The sequence below is a fragment of the Methanospirillum sp. genome, from assembly GCF_028679455.1.
GTDB lineage: Archaea > Halobacteriota > Methanomicrobia > Methanomicrobiales > Methanospirillaceae > Methanospirillum.
The window spans coordinates 1-3,562 of the sequence record NZ_JAJRBM010000111.1 but is presented as its reverse complement, the minus strand read 5'-3'; the positions used below and the strand labels follow the sequence as shown (position 1 = coordinate 3,562).

At 46.7% G+C, this 3,562-nt stretch carries 4 protein-coding genes and 1 pseudogene; 2 read left to right on the top strand and 3 right to left on the bottom strand.

All coding sequences use genetic code 11. The annotated features are described in order from the left end of the window. Both LUQ50_RS03800 and LUQ50_RS03795 read left to right on the top strand, forming a co-directional pair. A pseudogene (locus LUQ50_RS03800) lies at positions 1–791 on the top strand (coenzyme F390 synthetase); the annotation flags it as partial. A gap of 12 nt (positions 792–803) precedes the next feature. Next, the gene (locus LUQ50_RS03795; RefSeq protein ID WP_300036413.1) at positions 804–1,919 is read left to right on the top strand and encodes an AI-2E family transporter; all 1,116 of its coding nucleotides are present in this window, start codon (positions 804–806) and stop codon (positions 1,917–1,919) included. Between the two features lie 7 nt (positions 1,920–1,926). Here LUQ50_RS03795 and cmk read toward each other — a convergent pair whose 3' ends face one another. The 3 genes from cmk to LUQ50_RS03780 form a co-directional block, all read right to left on the bottom strand. Next, a complete protein-coding gene (gene cmk, locus LUQ50_RS03790; protein WP_300036410.1) occupies positions 1,927–2,463 on the bottom strand; it encodes a (d)CMP kinase in 537 nt (178 codons plus the stop codon). Between the two features lie 3 nt (positions 2,464–2,466). Next, the gene (locus LUQ50_RS03785; RefSeq protein ID WP_300036407.1) at positions 2,467–3,072 is read right to left on the bottom strand and encodes an EMC3/TMCO1 family protein; all 606 of its coding nucleotides are present in this window, start codon (positions 3,070–3,072) and stop codon (positions 2,467–2,469) included. Between the two features lie 7 nt (positions 3,073–3,079). Next, positions 3,080–3,562 (bottom strand): adenylate kinase (locus LUQ50_RS03780; protein ID WP_300036404.1); only part of this gene is annotated, 483 nt, incomplete at its 5' end.

The following is a 3,562-nucleotide window of genomic DNA, read 5'->3' as shown; positions in this document are numbered from 1 at the left end:
GTGTGTTCAAATTCATCAGGCTTGCACGAAGAATGAAGAGTGAAGGGCTTGATCCGGCTGATTCATCTATTGAGCGGCTGGTAATCGGCGGAGAGAGTTTTGCAGAAGAATCGCGAAGATATGTAGAGGAGTTATTCGACTGTGAAGCGTTCAATACCTATGGGAGTACCGAGGGAACCATGTGCGGAGAGTGCGGGGCCAAAGCCGGTCTTCATGTCCCTGAAGATGTCGTCCATATGGATATCTTCGATCCTCATCGGCATCAGTACGTGCAAGACGGGGAACCCGGCCATATTGTCCTTACGACCCTGTTAAAACCAGGTGAAAAGAGCGGTATGCTTCTCATAAATTATGATACCGATGACACCACCAAAGTTCTAAGCAGGGAACCATGTGACTGTGGAAGAACTCATATGAGAATTCTGAATCCCTGGCGGGAAGCTGACACCATACAAATCTTTGACACTCAACTCAACCGCATTGCTATCGAACGAGCAATCTTCCAGCAAGAACACATGACTCATCTAACCGGGGAGTACGAGGCATTTGTGTATAGTGACGAAGAAGAGAAGGTTACCTTACGGATATCAGTAGAGGCTGAGGATAAAGATGCCTGCAATACCCGGGAAATTACCAATGACATCACCGGGACCTTGCTCTCAAACAATCCAAACCTATCAGAACCCTATGAAGATGAACAGTTACAGATCCTAGTTCATATAACCAATCCTGGAGAACTTGAACTTCATCATATCAGAGGGAGACCTAAACGACTCGTAGACCGGAGATAACCGGAGTTTTGCATGAAAAATAACCAGTATACCCAGTCCAAGCACGTATCATATATCCCGGATTTTTTCAAGGATCTTTCAGGAGAACAACGAGCAGGAATTCTTCTTGCCTCTGTGATCCTCTTCCTCACTGCATTTCTCTTCTGGAGACTTGCCTATGCTGCAATAATCGCGATATCACTTGCGATAGTGCTTATGCCGGCACAACATTACCTGCAACGATATATCGGGAAAGGGTATGCTGCAATTACAGTCTGCCTGCTTTCACTGGGTATAATAGTTGGGTTTATCCTGTTTCTGCTTAATACCATCATCGTCACCAGGGTGTATATTTTCGAATTAGCCCAGACAATTGGAGATGCTATCCGGAACTATCAACCCGGATCAGGTTCACTATTCGGATTTGTATTAAAAACCATTGGAGGAGTATATAGTCAGTCAGATTCTGCAAAGATGATAGAGGATTCAGCTCCGGCCATTATCCAGAGCCTGAGTTCATTTGCACAAAATCTTCCGGGAACCGTGATCGAACTTTTCATCACCATTCTATTGCTGTTCCTGCTCCTGCGAAATGGGGAAGAGATATCTTCACAGTTCTTCTCAATAATTCCATCCCAGATGGACCGGTATTTTTCCATTCTCTGCAGGGTAGTAACAGACACCATGTATGGAGTATATGTGGTCAATATCAGCGTTGCAATCCTGACCTTCTTCATCACGCTTCCCTTCTTCTGGGTACTGGGTTACGGAGAGATCGTATTCTGGGCATTTATCTGTGCAGCATCTCATCTCTTCCCCTTCTTTGGTCCCCAGTTGATCACCCTGCTTCTCGCCGGATATGCAATCGCACAGGGAGACATGCGTGGGCTCGTACTGGTTGCTGCAGTAGGGTATCCCCTGATATCAGGCCTGCAGGATTTTTGGATCAGACCACGACTCCTGGCCAGAAGAGTTGCCATTCACCCGGTCCTGATGATGATCGGAATTTTTGGCGGAATGCTCATCATGGGAGCTATCGGCCTTATCATTGGCCCGCTTATCATCGCCCTGGCGGATGCAGGATATGACATTCTTTCCGAGATCATTACAGAAAAACAGTCAGAAGAGAACACCGGGATCTCGGTGTAAAAAAGGGTTATTGGTTCTCAAGTCTCGCCTTCAGTGCAGCCGAAACGATTCTGCCAAGTTGCTCCACGGTCCAGAGTTCGGTATCAAGAACCAGATGATACGGAGCAAGTGAAGCGTAATCGATATCATAATATTGTTTGTACCGAAGCGCTTCACTTGCCTCACGTTCTGCAGTCGCCTGCATGGCATGATCAAAATCAGCAAACTGATCCCGGTCAAGAATCCGTTTCACCCGACACTCAAGTGATGCTTTCAGCCAGATCCTGAGATCTGCTTCAGGTATCATCCACCCGGACAGCCGCCCTTCAATCAGAATCTGATCCTGGGACAGTGCTATCTCACGCTGACGTTCATCAATCAGTTTGTCTACCGAGCGATCATTCTCGCAGAAAGCACCAAACTCGCCAAGAGTCATCCCCCGCTCTTTTGCCATCTGACGAAATACTTCGCCTGCAGAAATAACATCAAACCGGTGTTCACTTGCGAGATGATAGGTAAGGGAGGTGGTTCCACTACCCGGAAGGCCACTGATGGTGACCCTCATCGGTTAGATTCCCCCGATGTCCAGAGCCTTCCTGATCACCTGGGAAAGCGAGATAGAACAGAGCATATACCAGATCATCCATGCGGGAACCGGACCCAGAATTGCTGCGGTAAGATGAACGGATCCACAGAACGGCATCGTGATCATTGCATCGTAATTATTCAGTCTGAAATACAGCCAGAAAAAGATCGGGAGCGTGATAACCATGATGTATCCCATCGGCTTGAACTGAGCCTGGCTCATCTCAAGCTGATCTTTCATCATATTATCACGTTTTGCCTCAATCTTCTTGATCCGTTTCTCATCCTTGGAGAGCATTGCCTCACGATAATCTTTCTGGAAATCCTTCATCTTGTTCTGCGTCTCCTTCATCTTCCGATAGTCAATAGTATACTTCTGGATAATGGAAGAGTAAAAACCAGTCATTGCAGAGAGAAGAAGAATTACCACATAGAATGGAATAAAAAGAGTGTCAACGAGAGGACCGAGCACCACATTGAGAGAAGTACCGATGGTATTTCGAACGACCTCAATACTGGCGATCATGATGAGGCCCATCGCTAGGATGAGCGGCATCATACTCATATTTCCTGAATTGGATGAACCCATGAAGTAGTCACCGGAGGGTCTGCATCATCTCTTCGACAGCACGGTCGATCAGAAAATCTGCATTGGAGATATATTTTATCGTACAGCCGGTAATTGTCGCGTAAGCGGCACCCACAGCACGATTAAAGTTCTGATGATCAGCGATTGCACGTGCTCCCTCAATATCACGTACACGGGTCGCATCAGAGAGACGTCGTTTCAGGATCTGATCCTCATCCGTCTCTACCAGGATGATGATATCAGGTTTAAGTTCACGAAGCACCCATTCAGGAAGTCCTGCCAGGAATCCGACAGGAGTTTTCACTGAAGCATGGGTATCAATGATAACATTACCTTCAATCTTGGCGATTGCTTGAGATGCAAGCTGTTGAAGCCGTTTCTGGGCATTCTTATCCAGCCTTCGCATCTCATCGCGATCTTTAACGATCCCATCACGCTGTGCGACCTCAAACATAAAGTTTCCAAAAATGATTTTATGGTAGTGAACACC

Bases quoted from the DNA above. Each gene is read 5' to 3' on its own strand.
- LUQ50_RS03795 (WP_300036413.1), top strand. From the start codon at position 804: ATGAAAAATAACCAGTATACCCAGTCCAAGCACGTATCATATATCCCG.
- cmk (WP_300036410.1), bottom strand. From the start codon at position 2,463: ATGAGGGTCACCATCAGTGGCCTTCCGGGTAGTGGAACCACCTCCCTT.
- LUQ50_RS03785 (WP_300036407.1), bottom strand. From the start codon at position 3,072: ATGGGTTCATCCAATTCAGGAAATATGAGTATGATGCCGCTCATCCTA.